The following is a 21,426-nucleotide window of genomic DNA, read 5'->3' as shown; positions in this document are numbered from 1 at the left end:
TCGTTCAGATCGGCCGGCGGTCGAGCGCTATGCGCTCATCCATAGTCCCACCCGGATCACTGACGACGATCCAGTCGGCGGCCTCGGCCAGTGGGCCGTGAAACCCCACGCTCACCTCATCCGGCAGGACCATGCCGCCCGACGAGGTCGCCCGCCAGGCATACTCCGCGCCGGTGTCGTCAGTCAGCGTCATCCTCAGCTCTCGAAGCTCGCGTCCTGCACTGCCATCGAGTCCAACGAGTCGCACCACCGTCTGCTCCGGCCACACTTCGACGAACGACAGCACGAAGGCCGCGCCGCCCGGTAGCACCGCCCGTCTCTGGACCACAATCAGCTCAGGCACAGGCCTCATCACCGTCTCTCCAACCGACCGCTGGACGCATCGGCAACCTCAGCTTGCTGAATATTCATCACTACCCTACTGTGATCACCATTCGGGGCACGGATAGCCAATGCGGCGCTATCAAGTCGAAGGGTCAACGATGATCACATTCCCCAATGCCCGCACCAGGCGGGTCCGCTTCTGCGTCGCAACAGCCATTGCCGTCACCTGCGCGGCCGTGGCGATCGGCCCCGTAGCGGCGTCCGCCAGCACCTTGGCCGAAGGCGACGCCACACCCCCGGTGCAGGTTGAGCCGATCGACCCGAGCGATCCCGTCATTAACAGTGATGGCACCATCACCGGCGGGGACGACCACATCCTGGGGACCGACCGCTGCGGCAGCACAGCGTCCTTCCCGCCCCTCGGCAGTTACGGCCCCGTATCCCAGGCGACCTGCGCCTACATCGGCTCACCAGGAGCAATGGCCGACTACACCTGGTCGGTCGCACCGTTCTCGCGGTCGCAAGCCTGCGTCTCGGGTCTCGGATACAACTCGGCGACCTCGCCCGTCTACTCTGGTGTCGGCTGCGGCAAGAGCGGCGCGAAAAACGTCTCCTGGGGCAACGTATTCGGCTACCAGAAGCTCAAGGCCTACGCGACAGGCCTCCTCACGGGCGGGATGATCGCTTGGCATTGATGTCCGCCGGCGGGCGGGCCACGGCGGCGGGAGCAATCTCGCTCGCGGTGCTCGTCAGCTCATCGTGCACCAGCACGGCGACCCCCACGACGCACGACCTGGCCGCGGAACTCGAGAAACTCGGAGTCGCACTCACGTGCGTCCGTGCCCTGCCGCTCTACGACGACGTTTACCACCTGGCCTCGATGAGAGGAACGATCTGCGTCGACAGCGATGGGTCGATCACTCAGATCCGCGTCTTCGACTCACCAACTGCCAGCCTGGTGGCGCTGCAAGACTGGGCCATCGACACCGACAGCCAATGGCTCGTCCAGAACAGCAACTGGTTCGCGATCGGGCCCCGCCAGCACGTCGAAGATGTCGCCACCCAAGCCGAGGTCGCAGTGCCACCGACGCAGTCCATCCCGGTTCTACCCAAGGGCTACCGGCCGAACCCGCTCGACGAGTGCGCTCAGTTCGTGAGCAGCACTGCCTACACGTATTTGACGGATGCATCGACGTTCGACTCCGACAGATCCGCCTTCGAAAAGGTGCTCCCAGGCGTCACGGCCGAAGTCGAGTCGTTGATCCAGAAGCACGATTCAGCCGACCTCCGAGGGCTGGCTCCGGAAGATCCGGCCTTCGAATCCGAGTTCTCGCGCCTGGGCCCAGATGTGAAGTCATTCTGCCGCGACTCATCGACAGCCGACCCCAACTGAACGGACCACTCATGCCCCCACGCCTCACAACCCGCCAGATCCTCATCACGGGCATCGTTCTCGCAGCGATCGGAGCCGCCCTGGCCTTGGTCACCAACGGATGGTTGACGGTGATCTTGCAATCGGCCGATGTCCCTAACGCAATCGCCGGCTCCATCGCGATCATCGTCCGAGAGATATGCATGACCCTCGGGTTGGTCCTGATCGGCGTCTCACTCTTGGCCCGGATAGTGGAATCGACCGCCCAAGGCGACGAGAACGGCAACTGAAAGTCGCGGGCCCGTCCCACCCATCTGACGGCACCCCAGGTTGTTCTATGCCACTAATGTGGAGTCGCGCATAGGAGCGTGCGCTAGGGGGAACCATGACAGATTCATTTGGCGAGCAACCCGGCGAACCACCGGCAGAGGAGAAGGTCACTTCCGCGCCCGCAAGCGCTCCTGTCAAAGTCTGCCGGTCGTGCAGCGTGCAGACCCAGACTGCTGGCGCTTTCTGTCCGAACTGTGGGGCAGCGTTCGACCAAAAGTCTCGATCCCGCCTCAGCAAGCGAACCAAGGTCATTGCCATATCCGCGCTCCTGGCCGTTGTGATACTGGGAGGGGGAGGCATCACTGCCGCAGTGCTGATCTCCGAAAATCAAGCACGAGAGGCTGTCGCTGCAGCAGCAGAGGCCGAGCGCCAAGAAGACGAAAAGCAAGCGAAGTCTGAGGCGGCAGCGGCCGCCGCTGCCGCGAAGAAGCAGGAAGCCGAAGACGAGGCTGAACGCACATACCGCGTCTCGGTCACGGAAGAAGTCGAAGCTGCCATCCTGAAGCGCGCGAACGAGCTAGTCGCCGAAGAGGTCCTCGACGGCCCCATGCTACAGGCGTTCTGCAATCCCCTCGGGGGTGGATCGATCGATGATCTCACCGCGCTGACTACGACCTTCGATTGCCTTGCCGCCAACGAGGACAAAGGCGGGGGCAGCTTCAGCGGATACACCTTCAACGCCACGGTCAACTGGAGCGATGGCACCTACACCTACGGCCTCGGTCGCTGACGCAGTGGAACTCACCGCCGGAACCTTGGGAATCGGCTCGACCCGGTCGCGCGGTACTGCGGCAGCTGCGGTGTTCGCGTCGCGCCTGCGCCTTTCAGAGCCCATCACTGAACCGGTGCCGATAGTAGATCCCGTCGCTCCCCCGCACCCAGTTGCACGACCGCACAACACGACAATGCCCGCCGCTATCACTAGACGCGAGACCGGTTGGTATGTCGATTCCAATAACCCGCAGCAGCGTCGCTACTGGGACCACGGCTGGATAAGCAAGACACTGCCTTTCGCCAAGCAATCGCCAGCCTAGAAGGTCGACTGTTACTGGCCGTTGTCACCTTTCGCGCACGACGGGCTCGGGCAACTCGTAGTCACGGGCATACTCATCTTCGAACAGGGGCCAAACCAGCTCGATACCCGCCTCAACCGAGTTGATCTCTTTGCCCGCGCCGTCGAAGATCACGAACTCATGCGGAATGATTCGTCCGGCTCGATCCGTCCGACCGTTCGGATCCTGGAAGCGCAGCGCGGTCGTGGTCGCGACGTGATTCCAAGTCTGTCGGGCTCCGTCTAAGTTGGCGAATGCCGATGAGAATTCAGGTAGCGGATCGACAAGGCCGCCACGACGCAGGAATCGAAAACCCCACGTGCGACCTCTCGTAGCCCAGAGCAACCTCATCGCCTGCTCCGCAACAAGATGTTCTGCGCTTCTGCGTCTTCGAGGTCGATACCGAACTGAGTGAGAGCTGCTCGGAGGTAGTCGCCCTTCTCCAAGGCGTCCTCGTTAGCCTCGCGAAGTTTTCCGCCCGCCAGCTTGACGATCTTCTCGATTGCCTCTTTGGACAGAACCGACGAGATGAGCACTGCAATCGCTCCCACAGGACCGGGAAGCCTGGCGGCTCGGCTGACCAAACCAACCAGCACTGCAACGACTCCTGCAGCCGCGCTTGCACGACCGAACAAAACCTCCACGACCTTCCCTCGGAAGTTTCGGGCCTCAGCCCACCGCATGAAGCGCCTAAGCGGAAACACGCTCGCAATTGGCATTATCAGGTCGACCCCTACCCGCTGCGACACCTCGATCGCTCCCGGCGAGAACTTCGCGGATGACAGTAGGACGAAGTCCTCGCCGACCGCAAATGCATCTTTGTCGAGGACGATTCTGCCGAGCATCTGTCGAAGCTGGTCGACCTCGTGGGCCGTTTTGAGGACGACGAGGTCCTGAAATTCCTGGACTTTCAGATCGGGCAGCACATCGCATTTGGAAAGCGCGAACATCCAGATCCTGGGGAATCGTGCGAGCGGCTTACTGTCTTCGAGCAGATCATCGACGATCGGCAACAGACCATTTCGGACGTTCGTGAACAGCAACTTCAGATAGCGCTCTTCATGCCCCGCGTTCCGCACGAGTTCCTCAGCGTCGATGAGAACCATCGCGACGTCGGAAGCGAGAAGTGACCGAAAGGTGTCTGCTCGACGCCGTTCCTCTTCGGGTCCGCTCGGGGACTCATGGAACCACTCCCCGGGGTAGTCATGCCAAATCAGCCTGATGCCGTCGTAGTCGACCGCTGTCTTCCGTTCGCCTCGATGTTCGAGGCGCGCAGTGAACGAATACGGTATCGCGGAGAAGCGGTTGGCTTCGGGTGCCCGGTTCTCTTGCTTCATTCCCAAGTAATTGCTGTACAGTCGGCCTCCCTGTCCGGCATCGTCTGCCACCACGTCGAGGCGAGTCCTGTCCAGCGTGCGCTTCTCTCGCATCAGTCCGTAGAAGGACGAGATCAGAACGCTCTTGCCACTACCGCTCTCCCCGAAGACCGCAATGTGCTGTTCAAGAACTCGTTTAGCCATACGTGCAATCTACGAGAGTCCTGGAATGCGCGCGAGCGCAGTCAGAACAGCGCAAACGCTAGTCAAACTCGACGACGAGTGCGGCGTGATCAGTGATGCCCGACGTGCGCGGGTTCTGGTCGTAGAAGCAGGCCGAGACGCGCGCGGTGAATGCGCGCGAGGCGAACGCCTGATCGAGCCGAAACCCGTTCTTCGCGCCGCGGCTGAACCATGTGTACTCCCGCGTTTCCGGGTGAGCAGATCGCCATAGATCAACGAAACCCGTGTCCGTCATGAGCTGCATCCGATCGGCGCCAACGAATGGCGCGCCGCGCGGATCGCGGTCCAGGTCCTGGGTTCCCGTGTTGAAGTCACCGACGAAGAGGTCCGCCGCGGATGCTTGCGCCGCGTCAATCACCAGCTCCCAGTAGGGCAACTTGGCGGCGCCCAGCGGCATGTACACTCCGCAGATCGTCAGGCCGGCGGTTCGCACGGTGCGGAGGTGTCTGCCGTCGGTGGCGCTCTCGTGCAGGGTGGACGACGTCTCGATCGTGTCTCGAGACGCAACCAATACGCTGTTCTCGCGCGGTCGCGAATCCGGCGCCGCACAGCTATACCCAAGGCGCTCGAGTCCCGCAGCCAGTGAATCACCCGATCGTCCTGTGCGGAACTCGGAGAGCACGAGGACGTTAGCTTCAATCGCCTCCAACGCCCGGATCAACGCGGAAACGCGCGCGCCACCGCCGTGCATCACGTTGAGAGTGACAATCCGATTCCCGCTTGAACTCACTAACCACTCCCCCACAGCCGTTGCGTAGACGATAGCGGCCGACACAGTGATCCGTCGTCTCCTGAATATCCGCAAGACGGGATGTGGCGCACACCGCACCCGTAGAATTGCGTCCATGATGGAGCGCCCAGTCATCGACGTGACGCTCGACATGCGAGTAGACGCGCGTGGCAGGGATCCTGACAAGCACAGTCCAACCCTTCGCCGGTATCACCAGGCGCTCTGGAGCAAGCCGCTGCCATCAGGCTCGAGATTCGACCTCGATGCGAGCAAACCCGGTCGCTATCTCTACCATCAGTCGGCACTGGGTGAGTTCCTGCTTGCCAGCGACTCGATCCTGCGCACCTTCAACTCCCACCCCCGAGCCACGAGCATCGTCGCGCAGATATCCGCGGCAGAGCGCGAGGCCTCCATGAGCGAGGCGTACACGATCGGCGGCATGATCGTCTTTCCCGGCGATCGCGTCGACGGCAAGCAGACGATCAACCAGGCACGCGGCACGCACCCGCGAATCTCCGACCGATTCGACCTGACGCTGGAGTGCATCCGCCGCCACTACCTGGGCCAGCCGAGTCCACTCGACGTCACGCTGAACAGGTACGCGGAGTTCTTCGCGCTCTTCGAGAGCTTCCGCGGCTACGTCGACTTCTTCCTCTTGCAGGATGCTGTCGCTGATGGCCACTCGGCCGTCCGGTTCTGGGCTCCCTTCGACGACTTCACAACACCAGCGATCCCGCAGTCCCTCGACGAATATCTGACGTACCGTGAATTGATGTTCAAGTTCCTGCGTGGGCGAAATTCGCGAATCGCTTCTTGGGCAAGATGAACGCGGCAACTGACGCAACCGTTCCCTGTACCTGCGCCGCCCCGTAATCTCCAGCGATCCCGAATCCGTCTAGCACCGACTCGACGCGACAGCCTCTGTGAGAGTCTCGAATCGAACAGGCGCAGCTAACTCAGAGCCTTGGTCACGAGCACCCTTAGTTCATCAACCGTGATCCAGCCACCTCGGTGGATCATGCGGTGACAGTTCGCGCAAAGCAGAGCTAGGTCATCGAGGCTGTTGCGCCGCGGCCCGGAGACATGAAGTGGCACCGTGTGGTGAACTTCGATGTACCCCTTACCCCTGTTCCCGTAACGCGCTGAGAAACTAAAACCGCACACCTCGCACGATATGACACCTCCAGGAGCCGCGTCGATCTTGCGCTGGCGCAGTTTGGGATCTCGTTCGCGGCGTACACTCAATGTTCGCAACACCTTGCCCTCATCCGCAGCGCGGTCCACATCGAGCGGGTCCTGTTCTACGTAGTCACCCGCTTCGAGAAAAACGCGGATGACCGCGGCCTCACTGCGCATTCGAATCAGATCGCGGTCAAACGCATCACCAACTCTCTTATCCAGGACGTTGTTGTTGGTCTTACGGCCAAGGTAGGAGGGCCTGGTGGTGCGAATATTCGCCGACTTCAGTTGAATGGAATTCACCGAGCGGAAGTTGTCGGGCAGGGCAACGGTCGGATGGAGAAGTCCACGGCCAAGCAACCCCGACAGCTCAAGCGCATCTTCGGAGGTACTTCTGATCTCGCGCCAACCGCGGCGCTCAAGTACATCCGTCAAGACGACCAATTCATCCCATACCCAGTTGATCGCAAGTTTCGATTCCACAGCCGCCCCCCGGCGCTCGTCTACGCTGCCCAGTCGACCACAGGCCGCCATGGCAGGGCAACTCCTCGCTAGGCAAAGGCTTCAGCCGCGCAAGGAACGCTTAGGCCCGTCGCTGGGTGTGGTGACGTTCAACGCCCAGCAGCGCGACTTCATCGAGAACCCGCTGCGCGACACCGGTGACGAGCGCATCCTGAACGCCCTCGACACCGACAGCGAGGGCCTCTTCGTGGAACAACCTCGAGAACGTGCAGGGAGACGAGCGCGACGCGATCCTGTTCTCGATCGCATTGAGTGTGAACGAGAAGGGCTTCCTCCCGCTCAATTTCGGCCCCCTGCAGAGCGCCGGCGGCGAGCGCCGCCTCAACGTGGCGGTCACGCGAGCGCGCCGTCAGGTGCTGCTCTTCGCAAGCTTCGACCCGGCGGAGCTCCGCGCCGAGCAGACGAGCTCGGTCGGAGTGAAGCACCTGAAGTCCTACCTCGAGATGGCGGCCAGCGGCACTGAAGCCCTCGAAGCCGACCCCCGGCGCACCGCGATCGTCGATCGCCACCGAGACGACATCGCTGCAGAACTCCGGATGCGCGGCCTCGCGGTGAAAACGGATGTCGGCCTCTCCGACTTCCGCGTCGACCTCAGCGACGCACCGGCAGACGTCCCCGACCGCCCCGTGCTGGCGGTCCTCCTCGACGGCGACTCTTGGAAGTCGCGCCGCACGGTCGCCGACCGCGACGGCCTGCCCACCGAGGTACTGAAGAACCTCATGCACTGGCCGGCGGTCGAGCGCGTCTGGCTGCCGGGGTGGCTGCACGCCCACGAGGCGGTGGCGGACCGCCTCGAACTCGCGATCGCCGCGGCTCCTGACGGCTTGCGTCTCCTCACCCTCGGGCAAGCGCTAACCGACTCGGAAGCTACCGATCTCCAGAGCGAAAGTCGAACATGTATCAAGTAGTCGAAAAGAATCCTAAAGCTGGGTTTGAGAATGTACCTATAACCAAACCCCTATCAAGAAAACGGTTGTACTCCTCGCAACTCGTCTCGGGCAGCAGGGTGCATCCGTGACATGCCGCTAGGTTGCAGGAGTCGGGGCCCTGACCTTTCTCGCCGGCGTCCATGCAAACTGGGTCTGTAGAGCACCACCTAGCGTCGTCAACCGCCTGATTGACTGTTCTCTCAAGCTCAAGTGGGCGAGCCATTCGCACAAGGCCGCCCATAGTTCCTTCCGAATCGCCGGCGGCGGTGTAGATCAACACCCCCGCCATTTCTTTACCTTCAGTGTCTGACACGTATAGACGCTCTCGAAGGGACGCGGAACTATAACCGCAGGCGAACACAAGCTCGTTGATCAGGAGATGAGCAAACGTATGGATCATTACGAACCGGGGGCTGAGTACCCGACTGCCGAGTCCGCGATGCGAAGCTACTTGACCGAAATGGTCGGTCAACGTCTGCGCACGTTGTTGCACGTCACCCCGGGACTCCCATTCTGACAGTCGCTCCCCGTCGAGCTCGAGATAAATGCCTTCACCCTTCACGACATAGGCAGGAAGCCAATCGTGTTCGGGCGGGAGAACCTTCCTCCTCAGCAACGCCTTGCCGACGCTGAGCTTCAGAGTCTCATCTCGGACACGCGTGAAACCTCTTAGGGCCCGGGTTTCTCGAAGCACTTCGACACTTCTGACTCTGCTGAAGTCGCTCTCCAAACCTTTAGCTAGGCCCGGGTCGGATGCAGTTAGGTAATCGTCCTGAGGTGTCTCCCGCAAAAGTTGCCATTCTGGGAAACGCCATTCGTCATCTGATGTGAGCAATTCGCCGCCAGCTGTGTTGGCCTCATTACTGGTTTTCTGGTCACTGGGTATCCCGGTCAAATCGATATAGGCAGCAAGCAGATCAGCATCTGATATTGGCGCAAACAGCTCGACTGGCAGGTGCTGGCGTAATTCGTTGGCTTGAGGCCCGTCGGGGTAAATCAGCGGCATGAGCCCTAATACTGGCGAGACATCACCCCGGCGCATCAGATCGTGCATCTCCGACGTGACAGCCCCAATGCGCTTGGGCAAGTAAATCGAAGATTCCACTTTCGGGAAGTAGACATTTCCAGCAGCTCGGAGGGCTCCCCTGATTGGTTCACCGCATAGACCCGTCGATTCGGCCAGCCATGGCCTTGCCCCCTCGCAGAGATACGGATCGTCCTTCGAAACTAGATTGTCTGACAGGTAGGTGTGCTCGTCGTCGCCATCCATATTTGCGGACGTGATTCCTCGGAGAGGTCGCGACATACCGCAGCCCGTGGTTGAGTCGCATACAACAACTTGACCCTCCAGTCCGCCGCCGCCCCGCGACTCAAGTCGAAGCACGCCGCCACACTTGGGCTGGTGAGATCTATGCACCCACTTGTCAAAGGGAAAGTCCTCCAGATGACCGCGAACACATATTGCGACGAAAGGGACCTGGGACATTCGTGGCTTCGTTTTTGAGTCGGCGTGCTTTGGGTCGACACAGCGCTCAGGCTCTCGCATTGTCAGCGTGCTCAACTTGAGTCTCTTGCAGTACATGCAGAAGCTCCATCGCGGAAACCGAAGTACCGGAACTGTTAGGTTCACATTCCGGTTGTCGCCTCCGCTTCCCCCAGAGCGACTATCCGGAGGGAGGCGAAACTCTTTGACTCTGAGACGCGCCTGAAGTCTCCAGTCGTGCTCGACATACTCGTCCAACAGAAGCGAGCTCTGGGCCGGAACGTCGTACCAGTGATCTAAACCAGCCGTGATCACTGACGTGCCATCCACTAAGACGCTCATCGCGCCGACACCAAATGGCGCAACTAGTTGCGCGCGACGCATGTTACCGGTGCTCACTCCACCGACTCCTCTCCTGCATCTTCACGGCTATACGCCATGGAAATTTTCAGTCTGCACTCGGCATCCACATTTCTCATGCTTGTCGGAACGTCCCAGATAGTTGCCTTGCTATCCAAGTCTGGCAAGGTCCCTGCGAAGCGCATCAGGCCTTGCTTGGGGTCTCCATCAAAGGCGTTGGCGGACCACTCTGTGCGCTCCCATCTGTCCCATTCGGCGGCTTTAGCCGCCCGAATCTTCGCTAGAGCGCCAAGTTCAGCGGAGTCAACGAGTGAGGCGCGAGTCTCGAGAAGCTTCATGGCCTCGTCAAATTCGGCTCTCGGGAATGGATAAGGCCCAGTGTTGGGAGACGTTAGCCGCATGTGGGAGATCACTGCTGCATGCATCGCGCGGCGAAGCACAGGAGTAGCGAAGGCCGTCACTGACGTTGGTTCAACCTGAGCGTAGAGGCTCTGGTGGTAGGTGCGGAAACGTTCGAAGTGACTTCGATCTCTGGGCTTGGCCGCTCCGTAGATGGTCACAACTAGCCCAGGGCTGACTTCCGGCTTGCGTCCCACTCGTCCACTGACCTGAATATATTGGGCAGTGGTCTTTGGCTGGCCGACAATCGTCATGAGAGCCAACCGGTCGATGTCTATACCCACTTCGATGATGTTGGAGGCCAAGCAAATATCAACGCAGTCAGGCTCGCCATAAGCAATTTGCAGTTGCTCAATAGCCTTGGGGATCTCATCGCTTCGTCGCCGACTTGTTAACTCCATGTTCGTTCGGGGCCACCGGGGAGAGTCCAGCTGCTCTCGTCGACGAAGGCCAGTTAAGTAGTCGGGTACGTCCGCCTCGAGGAGGGAGACCGTGTTCCCGAGCTCGCGGAGGCTATTGAGGAACATCAGATTGGTCCAATAGCCATCTCTATCTGCCTCAGGAACTGCAGACCCGCCCTGCAGCAAGGCCGCTGTAACACGCACCTGAACAGTCTGCATGGAGCCTAGGGACGCGCTGTGGACACCTAAATAACGGCGACCCGGCTCCGGCGAGCCATCATCAAGGGTTGCCGGCTCCGCGAAGAAGGATCGGCCTTGTTCTAGGCCATGTGGGGGGAAGAGGCTAACTCGGTCCCTCCCGAAAATACCGAGGATTTGCTCCTTGTATCTCCTGATCGTCGCTGTCGAAGCAACGATTTTTGGCACGACAGGAATTTCGGCTCGCCGGTCGGTGCAGAGCTCATCGACAATCGCTTCATAAAGTCCCACCATGGACCCCAGAGGTCCGGATATCAGATGAAGCTCGTCCTGGATTATCAAGCCTGGCGGTGAAACCTCTCGGCTCCCATCAGGGCCCAAACCGAATATGAAACGAGCCTCGGGCCTCCACGCCATCATTGCAAACTTGTCAACTGTCCCGATCACGATAGAGGGTCGTGAGGCGTAGATATCTTCGTCGACCACATGGATGGGAAGAGGATTTCTTCTCGTGCCGAATCTGCACCGTGAATCGGGACAGATGAACAAGACCTTCTTGCCGACTTGTTCGTAGCCGCACACATTCTGTCCCCCTCCCGCCTTCGGCTTGGTACCCATCTGAGTTCCGCACCACGGACACCGCAGCAAGAGGAATTTGTTGAGAGCAAGCTGATTCGTCCTGAGTTGACCTAGTGCTTCTACGGCCTGAGACCAATTGTTTGGAGTTGACCCGCCACCCAGCCAGATCCCGATCCCGAACTTGCCCTCGCCAAGCTCCGCAGGGTTGCGCAATCGAATATCTTCTAACACGCAAATAAGGGAGGCCGCCCGAAGGAACTGCTGGGCCGTCAACAGTCGAAGGGTGTATCGCATCAACGTGTCAGTGCCGACATCATTCGGATTCCTAAGGCGACGAGCAATAAGACTTATAGCTGACGCCCCCAGATAAGCTTCGGTCTTCCCGCCCCCCGTGGGAAAGAAGATGAGGTCGACAAGGTCCCGCTCGGGCAAGGAAGGATCGACTAACTCCGGGAGGCTCGCAAGAATGAAGGCAATCTGAAAAGGACGCCACTGCCCCTTGCCGGTGATCGGTTCAACCAGTGGCTGCACTCCATTGACCTCGTAGGTCCCGTTTTTTCGAAACTCGATTGCTCGCACGCCAAGTCGTGACCGCAGTTGCTGATACAACATCGCTTCATTCGCAAGTTGGAAGGCGCGAGCCGCGACTGGATTTGTTCGGATGAGTTGTCGGCCAATGTCCATCCGCGCAAGTGCAACACGGCAGGCTCTTATATGACGGCGAGCCGCCGACTTGAGCCCCTCGGCCAAAGTTGGTATCTGTTCGTCTTGTTCGTTTATCCACTTTTCGTAAAGGGAGAGCACCAGGTCAATCTGATCTCTGGCCTGAGCGGTATCGTTTGCCAGCTCGTCCATGCTTACGGTTACGGCGAAGCGTGTTCCGTCTGCTCTCGTTGCGTAGACGTTTGGCGTAAGACTTGTTACTTCGTGAACAGGCATCGGATCGCCCCGAACCCACGACGCCCTATCTAGCGAGACCGCCTTCCAGTCAGCGGCGCAACCGTGGCCTATCGCGAAAGTACGCATTTTCCGATACAGAAGGTCGATTGATTGCTCCTCGTCATCGTGGCTTGAATGCTCTCCTTCGGGATACGGCTCAATAGTCGCTTCACCCTCTCCCCGCACCTCGAAGCCCATTTGAAACAGAGCCGATTGGGCTCCCTTTCCGGGTGCTCTGTTGACTACTGCCACGGTAACGAGCCGGAGGGCGAGGTCGTCCTCCCCTGGAACGGGCCTGCTGTATACGTTTACGGATGGTTGAATTCGCAGCAAGTCATCCGAGTCCGGAGATGCCATTGGCAATTCAACTAGCCGGTTGGTTTCCTCGATCAGAGATTCAGCGTCCGCAACCCCGGCAACAGTGAATGGTCGGCGCACCCACCAATTTAGCGTTCTCGAAACTCCTTCAATGTGTGTCGAAATCTTGTCGTAGTAAGCCCCGGTGACAGTGATTCTCAGACGCCCTGAGGCGGGAATGCGGCACTTGAACGAAATAGCCATGGCCGACGGCTTAAACGTGTTGGCATCAGACAGGTCAAAGTCGTCACTATCTGAATCGTTGTGGCTAGCTTTTCCGCGCACCTCGACTATCGGGCCTACCGGTTTCTCGGTCGCGGTGGCAAGTCCCGTGACCCAGGTCAGGTCGGCGTTATCTTCCCCCGAAGCCCGCGCGTCCTGCACCAAGGTGGCACCCTGCATCGATGACCCGCTGAACAGCACTCCTACGCCATACCGCTTGAGTGGATCCACGTCAGCCAGAATTTCCTGACCGGTGGTTTCGTCGTGCCAAAGCCCCCAGCTTGCTTCTCGGGAATCAAAATGGACTGAACCCCTAGAACAGTCCAGCGGTTGGCCACGGGGCGCCTCCTCGCAATCAGGCCCGAACAGCTCACGTCGTAGTCTCGATTCCATAGTGGCTCGAGCTCTAATTCCGGACATCATGTCTCCTCATTGCCAATCTCAGCGTATTCTTCTCGATCAAGGCGACCAGCCGATCTGTGGCTCTTGTTAATCCGACGTAAAGGAGCGCGTCGAAATATGAAGCCCCGGTTGTCTCTAGGTCAGTAAGGACCACGGCAGGAGCCTCTAGTCCTTTAAAGGACTGGATTGTTCCGTACCGCAGGTGCCCTCGGTTTGGAGTCGCCGCCGTGTCGATTGATGTCAGAACGCTGGATAAACGAGCATCCTTCGATGCCTTTAGCGCAGATGATGCTCTGACCGGACTAAGAATCACGATTTCATCGAGCTCGAATCCGTCATCACGAAGTTCAGAAATCGCGAGTACGAGTTGGTCTACTTGATCTTCGCCCCGACCGTAGGTGTGGAACTGGGGATTAATGCCATCATCCGGCCTACGAAAGCGCCGATATCCCGGCTCCAGTCTGCTGAACGTGTTGACTATGGTTCCGATTCGAGGGGTGTTCCGGCAGTTCGCGCCTAGTGCAAATCCGACCAGCCCGGGAACACGTCGCCGTAATTCTGGTCTGCCGTCCTCAGCATCGAAGAGCGACTGACTGATGAAATCTCCGAAGAAAAGGCATCGCCCTTCCTTAAGCCCTCCCCGTACCAATAAGTCGAGAACATCCAGATATTCGGGCCGGGCTAGATCCTGGCTCTCGTCGAGAATCAAATATTCGTATTGCGGCCGCGTGTCGTCCTTCAGCAGCTTCTCAATCGCCAGTTCTGGGAGCTCCTCACTCCAAAAGCTGGCCGCAGGATTCAGCGGAGCGTCGAGATCCGCGATTCGCAGAAGTTCGCGGTGAAAGCTGGTCACTCTCAGCGCAGGAATTGCTCCAGCCTCGGATTCCAAGTGCTGAGCCAAAAGCCTATTGAAACATACAAGTAGTCCAAGACCACCTTTCGCAGACTCTCTTCTTGCTGCCTCCGTGGCGAGGAGAGTTTTCCCAGAGCCGGCCGGCCCCGTGAACAGTACTGCCCTGTTTTCCTCCATTGAGTCAAGCGCGTCGAATTGCTCATCAATTAGCGTGGCCAATTGAACCTTCCGTGCACGACGGACATCACTTTGGACTTGGGCCATTTCGAATCGAGGTCTGAGCAATTTGGTGATTTGCGCGGATTCGGTTTCGTTCGGCCCGACGTCATCCGTCTTGAATGTCGAGAGACGTCCTCGCAAGTGGTCTAAGCCCCCCGCGAGTACGCGTTCGACAGCATCCGCCGCGCCCTTTCGGAGATCTTCTGAATCAAGTAGCTGCCAACTGTTCCACTCCGGATCGCGCGGGAGCATCTGTCTCGCTCGCACGTGCGTGAACCACACCGCACTCAGAACCGGCGTCGACCTCAAGTCGACCTTCGACCTCACCAGGAAGTTGCGGATACTGTGCATCGCCTCTCGGGATTGCTGGAACGGCCCGCGACCGGTGGGGGCTTGGCTCCCGAGCTTCCACCTGCCATCAAAAAGCCGTTCAACCGACAGGTGTGATTTGACTTCTATCACGACGACTCCCTTTCCAGGAACCACGATGACAAAGTCCGCTTCACCCTCGACCTGACGAACGTGCGAGGCGATTGCGAGGGAGTGCAATACGACCCAGCCGTCTGTTTCTGTACTTGAACTCAGCGCTTCGAAGATCGATCGCTCCCCGGGCGGAGCTTCGGATGGGCAATACCCTGGCATCATTCGAGCCACTTCACGCCCCCACTCGTGCGCAATACCCTGGCATCACTTCGAGGAATCACTTCTCGACGCGGGGAAACATGTAGCACACGAGTGGCTATGATCCCCCGAAAACCCAATTGACGATTGACAAGACTCAAGTGCCCGTTGCTCTCTAGCTCACCGAGGTCGGCATCGGCCGCTGCCTTTTCCAGATTGAGTCGGACATTGACGCTCACTTGTGATCTGAGCTTGCGAATAGTCGACGCGATCGCGATCGTCGATTCGACGGGCGAGCCAAGCCAGTCCAACAACACTGCGAAATCGTGATCGCTTTGTGGACGCACAACTGTCTGCTCCACCCAAACTCCGCACCGGCTCGACCGTGTCACACCCAACTTGCTCAGCTCAGCGCTCGCCTCAGCGACTCCGATTCGATCCATGCGGCTCTGAAGGGCAGCTTTCCAGTTTCTCTGTGACTCCTCCGCGGCCGCCCCATCAGCGCCCAAGAGCGAGATTGCCTCGTCATACATCGCTTGCCGTTCGGTCTTACCTTCACGGAGCAGAAGGTATGAGCCCGGTCTAACGGCATTTACATCGGTATACGCAACGCGTTCACCTACAGGCTGCTGTGGGGAGAGTGACCGAATCCGATCGCCATCGTCAAGGAAGACTTCAAATGATCCACTTAGGACAACGCGCCGGGCTAATACCTCCGACATCGCTGGCACCCGGCCGGGTTCAGGATCGCCCCAGTTGGGTTGAGGTTCCAGTTCGTCGAACTCCGCGTTCAACGCTTCTGATCTAAGCAACACGTTTCCGATCTCGAAAGTTCGGACTCGAACCTGAATGGGATTTTCTGCATGAGCGGAAACCGCAGAGACCGGGATGGACCGATCTTTGAACCATGCCGGCGTGATGTAACAGACTGCCCTCGACGAGGGCGACGTAACAACGGAAGGCACAAAGTATCGTGGCGGACCCACAACGTACGCCTGCTCACGGGTGGCGATTGACGATGTGAACCCGCTAGCCGTCTCAATCGCGACCCCTGAGGGGCCAATCCAGCGTGAGAATGCAGCAGCCGCCGCAGCACCGGCGACGACGATCACGCAATCATTGGCTCCAACTTCGTCCACCGAAGTCTGAAGTATTTCGCCAGCTGCGGGGTCTTCTTCAAGTGTCGATACAGCGGCGATCTCAATCGCATCTAGAAGCCTTCCGCCGTCCCGCCCGACCGCGTTGCGGATCTTGCGAACCTCCGCCAATAGGGATTCAACGCCATCTCGAAGCGCCAAGTTGATCTCCACCGGGAGTGGCTGAGTTACCAGCCGCCATCGAAGGAGGCGGGATGCTCCAAGCACATCGTCCCAGAGTCCCGCCCCGTCGTCGCGAATGGCTTGATGCACTCCCTGAACCGCAATGTTGAGGCGCGCCGAAGCGGGATCTCCGACAGCGAATATCTCTACAGCGCCACCAATTACGTCACTGGTGGTCTGATATCGTGAAATTACTGCGCTGATTTCCTTCACATGCGCACCTTGAATGCGAATGCCTCTACTCCGGCGGGAGGGATCCATTCGAGGTCGCTGGCGAGCGTCATTGGTTGTCCCCGCCCACGAATCTGCATGATTAGATCCGCCGCAGACTCGTCAGCGATGCTGCGATCAACGAGTGCGAAAATGATCGGAGCCTCGATCTCCCACAGGTAGCGGATCGCGGCCGCGCCATCCAGGATCACGCAGCGAAGTTCGTCTCGAAGTGGGAGCTGTTCTGCGAATCCGGCTGAGGAAAACAACTCAGTGGACCAGGTTGCGGCAAGGGTGTGTGCCGGTTGTAACAGATTTGTCAGAGCCTCGTTGCCGGCTGTCGCGTCCTCGCGGGCAACATGGACGTCTGCCTCTTCCCGCAGCCACTTCTGAACGCCCACAATCGCTAGGTTCCGACTGGGATGGCAGAGACGATCACTCCAGTGGGAATCGAGATGGGCCATCTTGCTAAGCGCACCTGGTGCGGGGACGACCTGCTTTCGTTCAGTCGGTTCATCGCCGACCTCGAGCGCAGCAACTGACCGGATCTTGCTAACTATCCATTCCTTCCCGCTGAGTTTGACTCTGGGTGAACTTCTTGACTCATCGAGTAATAAAAATCGGTCGACTAGAACAAAGTCATCCGTGACGATCCTCACCTTGGTACCAGGCGTCATCGATCGGAAGACGCTGAGGGGCTCGGCAAGTGGCGAGTTGGGAAAGGTTAAGTTCCAACCACTTCCGATGAGGACAGCGGCGAAGTCGCGCACAGGCAACGAGAGCGCAATCACAAGCTGCTCAGCCGGCTCTAGCTCGGTGTATCTAGCAGCGCGCGCTCCTAGTCCGAGTAGCTCGCCAATCCAGTTTGCGGACAGATACGGGCCACTTGAATCGCGGGACAGAGACAGCCTCGCTGTGCCTTGAAGGCGCTCTACTGGTTGCCCTAAAACTTCTGCCCTTGAGTCGGCGATGACTTTCCCCTGTTCCGATGCGGTTGATCTACCCGCAGCATGACCATCTCTTCCTTCGAGCCCGATCACGCTCCCGCAAGGATGACGATACAGATGGTTATCGCCTCATTACTAGCTCCACAACGGGTGTCGTTTTGCGAATCATGTTTGAGCCTCGCCTCGCACCGCACTTGGTTGCAATTTCGAAGCCGCCCTAGGGAGCTCCCGAGGTAGCGAAAATTGTTGTTAGTAGGGGCTGCGTTCCGATTCCAGTTCAGCTCACCGTCTCGATAACTCTGAATAGCGTTTGCCGCCGACATTTGGTGGTCGTGCGGTCGACAGCTCGTCGAACGCGCGCTAGACGCTTTGCAGCCTTTGACGCTCACCGATCAGATCTCACCAGAGTGAGGCGCGGAGCGCCTAACCGAGGTGAAACACGATTGACAGTCCAGACGACTGCGTTAGTTGGCCCGCCTCGACAGGTCGGATGGAATTCATACGCACCAGGCTTCGAGAGTTGACGCCTAAGCAGAACGCTTAACTGATGCGCCCGCGATGCCTCTCCATGTAGAGGTGGCGCTCGTGATCTTGCTGCCCCGTAAAGCCCTTGAACCTTCCGAGGCGATACGAGGTACCCGACGAAGTTGTACGAACATCAATCTCGAAATCGTGTGATAGAGCCGCGAGTTTGCGCTCGATAACCGCCTGAGTATTTGAGGGGTCTAGCAAATTGTGAAGATGTTCGAGCGTTACGTAACCAGTTGTATTCGCGAGTGCCTTATATATCGGGTCGTGCACAGCGGGGCTCAGACCCAGCACATCGTGTTTTTGACCTTCGTGCAGAAGTGCAGATCGAATTGAGCGTCCAATCGCTTCCGCAACAGGTGGTGGAAAAGCATTTCCGATCTGACGATACTGTGCCGTCTTTCGCCCAGCGAATTGCCACTCGTACCCGTCACTCCAGCCCTGCAATCGAGCCACCATTGGGACCGTGAGCTTTGGCATGCGCACAGATGGGTGTGGCCAATCCGTTCCCGGAGCCTCGTCTGCAACGCCCTTGCCATCGACCGCCAATGCGGCCCAGGCGGCTTTTGCCCTAGTTGGTCCAAGATCCGCGCCACCGTGCTTCTTGCTTCCACCCACCAGCGTCGGACCAATGTCGTCCGCGAGACGAGCCCAGTCTTCTGCGTACTTCCACCCGTTGGAAGCCATCAAGTCTTGAAGCGCAGCGCCGACGGTGACTACTTGGCCCTTTGGCTCGGGCCATTGGAAAAATCCGGCATCCTCTTCCCTCATCGCGACCAGAACAAAGCGGGGCCGGAGCTGAGGAACGCCAAAGTCAGCCGAATGGAGCAGACGCCAGTCTGCGACATATCCGAACTCCGCGAGGCGATCGAGGATGCGCTGTCGATAACCAGCAAAGCGGTTCGACGCGAGGCCTCGAACGTTCTCGAGCAGGAGTGCTCGGGGGCGAATCACACCTACTTGCTCGACAGCCCAGGCGAAAAGGTCGCGCTCATCCGAGGAGCCTAGCTGCTTCCCTGCAATTGAGAATGGCGGGCACGGGACGCCGCCCGCGAGTAAGTCAATTCCGGCGTAGTCGGAAGGATCCCAGACATCGATGTCAGCCACATCCCCCTCGGCAACTTTCCAAGAAGTGTTGTCCCTTAGCGTCTGGCACGCGTAGGCGTCGAGCTCGACGGCTAAGGCATGGCTGAATCCAGCGTTATGCAGGCCGAGTGCCTGTCCTCCTGCTCCCGCGCAGATTTCGACGACCGTCAGATCAGTTTTCATGCAGCACTCCTGGCCATCACTTGCTCACCCGCCGGAACTCTCGTTGCAGTGCGAGGCGAGATTGGTACTTTGAGAATAGATGTACATCATCACTGATACCTCCGACACGCGAGTCGCCTCCACCACCGCAGGACGATCGCGCAACATGCGCGCGATCAAGCGTGTTGATACCAGACCTGAGCTTGAATTGCGGTCAGCTTTACACGCGCGAGGCTACCGATTTCGCAAAGACTACCGAATCGACACTGCCCAGCGCCGCGCTCGCCCAGATGTCGTTTTCACGAAGCGGAAAGTAGCCATTTTTATTGACGGGTGCTATTGGCATTCGTGTCCAACACATGGGCGGAGACCCACTGTTAATCAGGCTTACTGGAACCCAAAGCTCACAAACAATGCTCGGCGGGATGACGCTACGAACGCAGCGCTCAATGCCGAAGGTTGGGTCGTAATCCGGATCTGGGAGCACGTCGGCATTGAGGCTGCGGTCGGTCGAATTGAGCGCGTCCTTGACCATGCAGCATCGCTCTCGACGGAAGGGCTGAAACCCAAAGAATTATTGATTCGTGTCGATTGATTCTCGGCCGCAGTCTTTTTGAGCATCGATCTTGACCATTGCCCGAATCCACAAGTCATCCGCGCAATCCTCGGAGCAGGCTTTCCACGGCATGACTCTCTCGTTCTTTGCGATACGAATTCCGCAGTTCCGACAACGATAAAGGCGATCGGGCCATCTCCGGCGAGCTTCAGGATTGGTAGTCATGATTTCTCGTTCACATAAGCCGTCAACTGATCAGCCAGGACTTCGCTCAGCTCTTGACCGCTTCGTACCGATTTCAGTTGGGCAGCTATCCAGAGCTCCGCAGAGACCTCGACGCTAATAGTTCGCTCTGTCGGTGTCATGACACCATGGTAATCGACGTCATGACACCCCGCAACAGCCAATGTCATGACACCATGGGTTTCATGCCAAATCAGCCAAAGACGCCCGTGAAGTCCTTCAGGATTTCTGAGGACCTGTACCGGGCGGCACTTTCGAAAGCGAAGTCAGAAGGGAAGTCGCTCACCGATATAGTGCGCGAAGCGCTGGAACACTACGTACGCGCGTAGGCGATCCGTCAGACCTGACCGTCAATCTCCTCAAGCGTGCCGCGCTCCGGCAGAGTCGGTGCGGGGACGATCACTCGGTCACCCACTCCCGCCCTTCGCCAACGTTGCCCGTTGATTACCGCGCCTGACCCGTCGCTTGATGGCACCAATCGCACCGAAACATATTCGGCAGTGGATGGCACCGGAACGCCAAGCTCCCGGGCAATATGCGCGTGATACTTCCCGCTAAGGATGACTATGCCTTCAGGAGCGAGCACTGAGCGCGACCCACCGTTTCCGCGTACCCGCTTCTGCGCATCCAGCTGGCGCGCGACAGTAGCGACCGTGGTGCGATGGACTATTCGACCCTCTGCCGCGCGGAAGAGACGATGCAACCGCTGGGTCCCGCTTGGAGGGTCGAGGATAAAATTCACGTCCTCTGCTGGGAGCTGCAGCAGCACGTTCGGCGGCAACTCAGCGTCTCTCCATAGCCACCTGATGGAGTTCCTGCCGAGCGGACTCAGCTGGCTCTTTTGATCCCGGTTGGTCTTTTCCCGACGGTTCTCGACCGTTACGCGCACGAGCCCTAAAGACCACTGAGAAGCGTGATCGTTCGCAGTGCCAATGAGCGCCATCTCGCCAAATACTTCCGGTGGAAGCATCCAGCCGCCCATAGATTGGCTCCATTTGGCATCGACCTCGTAGCCCGCGATGAAATAGTCCAGCTTCGCGCCTCCGTGGAACGAGAACTCACGCTGCGCATTGATCTCGAAGAGAGATCCGAAGTGGGTCTTTTCAGTCTTCATCAACTGGTCCCACTTATACCGACCGGTTTCTTGACCGTTGTAGATCATGTCGAACGTGTGCCGAATGACGCCTGCCCAGCGGGTGCCGTCAGGGTCTAGCCCAACGAGCTCTTCTGCAACATCGTCCAACGGCAGGTCGACGACAGATTCGCGGTATTGGTTATCGAGTGACACGGTGCGAGCCTATCGATGGTGCTGCCGCAGGACCAGGTGGCCCAGGTGTCGCGAACC

The 21,426-nt window shown here is 58.9% G+C and carries 20 protein-coding genes; 8 read left to right on the top strand and 12 right to left on the bottom strand.

Features of this window, described 5'->3' with window-relative positions; genetic code table 11:
• Positions 1-4: 4 nt before the first annotated feature.
• Complete coding sequence (locus tag ITJ64_RS11715; protein ID WP_194680983.1) at positions 5-343, bottom strand: hypothetical protein; 339 nt, start codon at positions 341-343, stop codon at positions 5-7.
• A gap of 139 nt (positions 344-482) precedes the next feature.
• Between ITJ64_RS11715 and ITJ64_RS11710 the strand changes: the two genes are divergently transcribed.
• From ITJ64_RS11710 to ITJ64_RS11695, 4 genes are all read left to right on the top strand, one after another.
• Positions 483-1,019, top strand: coding sequence for a hypothetical protein (locus ITJ64_RS11710; RefSeq protein ID WP_194680982.1), 537 nt, complete (start codon positions 483-485; stop codon positions 1,017-1,019).
• Positions 1,010-1,717, top strand: coding sequence for a hypothetical protein (locus ITJ64_RS11705; protein WP_194680981.1), 708 nt, complete (start codon positions 1,010-1,012; stop codon positions 1,715-1,717). Before ITJ64_RS11710 ends, ITJ64_RS11705 begins: the two co-directional genes overlap by 10 nt.
• 11 nt (positions 1,718-1,728) lie before the next feature.
• A complete protein-coding gene (locus tag ITJ64_RS11700) occupies positions 1,729-1,986 on the top strand; it encodes a hypothetical protein (protein WP_194680980.1) in 258 nt (85 codons plus the stop codon).
• A gap of 350 nt (positions 1,987-2,336) precedes the next feature.
• Positions 2,337-2,756: a hypothetical protein gene (locus ITJ64_RS11695; RefSeq protein ID WP_194680979.1), complete on the top strand. Its 420-nt coding sequence runs from the start codon at positions 2,337-2,339 to the stop codon at positions 2,754-2,756.
• 328 nt (positions 2,757-3,084) lie between these two features.
• Here ITJ64_RS11695 and ITJ64_RS19150 read toward each other — a convergent pair whose 3' ends face one another.
• From ITJ64_RS19150 to ITJ64_RS11680, 3 genes are all read right to left on the bottom strand, one after another.
• On the bottom strand, positions 3,085-3,213 hold the full coding sequence (locus tag ITJ64_RS19150; RefSeq protein ID WP_255524929.1) for a hypothetical protein: 129 nt from the start codon (positions 3,211-3,213) through the stop codon (positions 3,085-3,087).
• 212 nt (positions 3,214-3,425) lie between these two features.
• Positions 3,426-4,598: an ATP/GTP-binding protein gene (locus tag ITJ64_RS11685; protein WP_194680977.1), complete on the bottom strand. Its 1,173-nt coding sequence runs from the start codon at positions 4,596-4,598 to the stop codon at positions 3,426-3,428.
• Positions 4,599-4,656: 58 nt separating this feature from the next.
• Positions 4,657-5,328 carry an endonuclease/exonuclease/phosphatase family protein gene (locus ITJ64_RS11680; RefSeq protein WP_228508785.1) on the bottom strand — a complete coding sequence of 224 codons (672 nt, stop codon included), beginning with the start codon at positions 5,326-5,328 and terminating at the stop codon, positions 4,657-4,659.
• 154 nt (positions 5,329-5,482) lie between these two features.
• On the opposite strand from ITJ64_RS11680, the gene ITJ64_RS11675 reads away from it, so the two are divergent.
• Complete coding sequence (locus ITJ64_RS11675; protein ID WP_228508637.1) at positions 5,483-6,193, top strand: hypothetical protein; 711 nt, start codon at positions 5,483-5,485, stop codon at positions 6,191-6,193.
• A gap of 125 nt (positions 6,194-6,318) precedes the next feature.
• Here the strand turns inward: ITJ64_RS11675 and ITJ64_RS19370 are convergent, their stop codons facing one another.
• The gene (locus ITJ64_RS19370) at positions 6,319-7,029 is read right to left on the bottom strand and encodes an HNH endonuclease (RefSeq protein ID WP_370545166.1); all 711 of its coding nucleotides are present in this window, start codon (positions 7,027-7,029) and stop codon (positions 6,319-6,321) included.
• Positions 7,030-7,274: 245 nt separating this feature from the next.
• Between ITJ64_RS19370 and ITJ64_RS18925 the strand changes: the two genes are divergently transcribed.
• The gene (locus ITJ64_RS18925) at positions 7,275-7,976 is read left to right on the top strand and encodes a hypothetical protein (RefSeq protein ID WP_370545165.1); all 702 of its coding nucleotides are present in this window, start codon (positions 7,275-7,277) and stop codon (positions 7,974-7,976) included.
• Here ITJ64_RS18925 and drmB read toward each other — a convergent pair.
• From drmB to ITJ64_RS11635, 6 genes are all read right to left on the bottom strand, one after another.
• Complete coding sequence (gene drmB / locus ITJ64_RS11660) at positions 7,969-9,822, bottom strand: DrmB family protein (protein ID WP_370545265.1); 1,854 nt, start codon at positions 9,820-9,822, stop codon at positions 7,969-7,971. The two genes, ITJ64_RS18925 and drmB, sit on opposite strands and share 8 nt — an antisense overlap.
• A gap of 53 nt (positions 9,823-9,875) precedes the next feature.
• On the bottom strand, positions 9,876-13,166 hold the full coding sequence (locus ITJ64_RS11655) for a helicase-related protein (protein ID WP_370545164.1): 3,291 nt from the start codon (positions 13,164-13,166) through the stop codon (positions 9,876-9,878).
• A 175-nt stretch (positions 13,167-13,341) separates the two neighbouring features.
• Positions 13,342-15,051: a nuclease-related domain-containing DEAD/DEAH box helicase gene (locus ITJ64_RS11650; protein ID WP_228508777.1), complete on the bottom strand. Its 1,710-nt coding sequence runs from the start codon at positions 15,049-15,051 to the stop codon at positions 13,342-13,344.
• Positions 15,051-16,562, bottom strand: coding sequence for a hypothetical protein (locus ITJ64_RS11645; RefSeq protein ID WP_194680974.1), 1,512 nt, complete (start codon positions 16,560-16,562; stop codon positions 15,051-15,053). Before ITJ64_RS11645 ends, ITJ64_RS11650 begins: the two co-directional genes overlap by 1 nt.
• A complete protein-coding gene (locus ITJ64_RS11640; RefSeq protein ID WP_194680973.1) occupies positions 16,559-17,218 on the bottom strand; it encodes a hypothetical protein in 660 nt (219 codons plus the stop codon). The genes ITJ64_RS11645 and ITJ64_RS11640 overlap by 4 nt, the downstream gene beginning before the upstream one ends.
• Positions 17,219-18,046: 828 nt before the next feature.
• Positions 18,047-19,303, bottom strand: coding sequence for a DNA cytosine methyltransferase (locus ITJ64_RS11635; RefSeq protein ID WP_194680972.1), 1,257 nt, complete (start codon positions 19,301-19,303; stop codon positions 18,047-18,049).
• 79 nt (positions 19,304-19,382) lie between these two features.
• On the opposite strand from ITJ64_RS11635, the gene ITJ64_RS19365 reads away from it, so the two are divergent.
• Both ITJ64_RS19365 and ITJ64_RS11625 read left to right on the top strand, forming a co-directional pair.
• Positions 19,383-19,877 (top strand): very short patch repair endonuclease, encoded by a 495-nt coding sequence (locus tag ITJ64_RS19365; protein WP_194680971.1) that lies wholly within the window; start codon positions 19,383-19,385, stop codon positions 19,875-19,877.
• Positions 19,878-20,209: 332 nt separating this feature from the next.
• Positions 20,210-20,410, top strand: coding sequence for a hypothetical protein (locus ITJ64_RS11625; RefSeq protein WP_194680970.1), 201 nt, complete (start codon positions 20,210-20,212; stop codon positions 20,408-20,410).
• 8 nt (positions 20,411-20,418) lie between these two features.
• Here ITJ64_RS11625 and ITJ64_RS11620 read toward each other — a convergent pair whose 3' ends face one another.
• A complete protein-coding gene (locus ITJ64_RS11620; RefSeq protein WP_194680969.1) occupies positions 20,419-21,369 on the bottom strand; it encodes a NaeI family type II restriction endonuclease in 951 nt (316 codons plus the stop codon).
• Positions 21,370-21,426 lie beyond the last annotated feature (57 nt).

Origin of the sequence: Herbiconiux sp. VKM Ac-1786, assembly GCF_015350805.1 — a bacterium.
Lineage (GTDB): Bacteria > Actinomycetota > Actinomycetes > Actinomycetales > Microbacteriaceae > Herbiconiux.
This window is presented reverse-complemented; position numbering and strand designations above follow the sequence as displayed.

Coding starts and splice junctions, on each gene's coding strand:
- ITJ64_RS11685 (WP_194680977.1), bottom strand. CDS start 4,598: ATGGCTAAACGAGTTCTTGAACAGCACATTGCGGTCTTCGGGGAGAGC.
- drmB (WP_370545265.1), bottom strand. CDS start 9,822: ATGAGCGTCTTAGTGGATGGCACGTCAGTGATCACGGCTGGTTTAGAT.
- ITJ64_RS11710 (WP_194680982.1), top strand. CDS start 483: ATGATCACATTCCCCAATGCCCGCACCAGGCGGGTCCGCTTCTGCGTC.
- ITJ64_RS19365 (WP_194680971.1), top strand. CDS start 19,383: ATGTACATCATCACTGATACCTCCGACACGCGAGTCGCCTCCACCACC.
- ITJ64_RS11700 (WP_194680980.1), top strand. CDS start 1,729: ATGCCCCCACGCCTCACAACCCGCCAGATCCTCATCACGGGCATCGTT.
- ITJ64_RS11625 (WP_194680970.1), top strand. CDS start 20,210: ATGGTAATCGACGTCATGACACCCCGCAACAGCCAATGTCATGACACC.
- ITJ64_RS11650 (WP_228508777.1), bottom strand. CDS start 15,051: ATGCCAGGGTATTGCCCATCCGAAGCTCCGCCCGGGGAGCGATCGATC.
- ITJ64_RS11635 (WP_194680972.1), bottom strand. CDS start 19,303: ATGAAAACTGATCTGACGGTCGTCGAAATCTGCGCGGGAGCAGGAGGA.
- ITJ64_RS11680 (WP_228508785.1), bottom strand. CDS start 5,328: ATGCACGGCGGTGGCGCGCGCGTTTCCGCGTTGATCCGGGCGTTGGAG.
- ITJ64_RS11675 (WP_228508637.1), top strand. CDS start 5,483: ATGATGGAGCGCCCAGTCATCGACGTGACGCTCGACATGCGAGTAGAC.